Here is a 575-nt window from a genome sequence, read left to right as displayed (position 1 = left end):
TTTGATTTGCGGATTCATTACGTCTTTTGGCAAATCAATCACAACTGGCCCAGGACGACCCGTTGTTGAAATATAGAAGGCTTTTTTGATCGTTTCAGGGATATCTTCCGCCTTTTTCACCAAAAAGCTGTGTTTTACTACCGGACGAGAGACGCCCACGATGTCACATTCTTGGAAAGCGTCGTTACCAATCAGGCTGTTTGGCACGTTCCCTGAAATCACGATCATCGGAATGGAGTCCATGTACGCCGTTGCAATACCGGTAATGGTATTGGTTGCGCCAGGCCCTGAACATACCAGTACCACACCCGGCTTACCTGTTGCGCGAGCATAGCCATCAGCCATGTGTGTCGCAGCCTGTTCGTGTCTTACTAGTACGTGTTTAATTTGGTCGGTTTTTGCATGCAGTGCATCATAGATATCCAAAACGGAACCACCCGGATAACCGAAGATCTGCTCTACGTTTTCCTCTATCAGAGATTGCACCACCATCTCTGCACCTGACAACATTGCTGTCATAATTGCTCTCCTTACCCAGAATTCCACACCGTAAGGTCAACGGTTTGGTCTGGTTT

General features: G+C 47.5%; 1 protein-coding gene. It reads right to left on the bottom strand.

Going from position 1 to position 575, the window contains the following annotated elements; translation table 11 throughout:
- Nucleotides 1–519, bottom strand: a 519-nt coding sequence (locus R7P74_RS28140; protein ID WP_318123961.1) for a thiamine pyrophosphate-binding protein, incomplete at its 3' end; no start/stop codon positions are given.
- Nucleotides 520–575: the final 56 nt, after the last annotated feature.

This window comes from Vibrio sp. 2033, from assembly GCF_033339735.1.
Note: the sequence above shows the minus strand (reverse complement) of the source record. Positions and strands in the feature narration are given on the sequence as shown.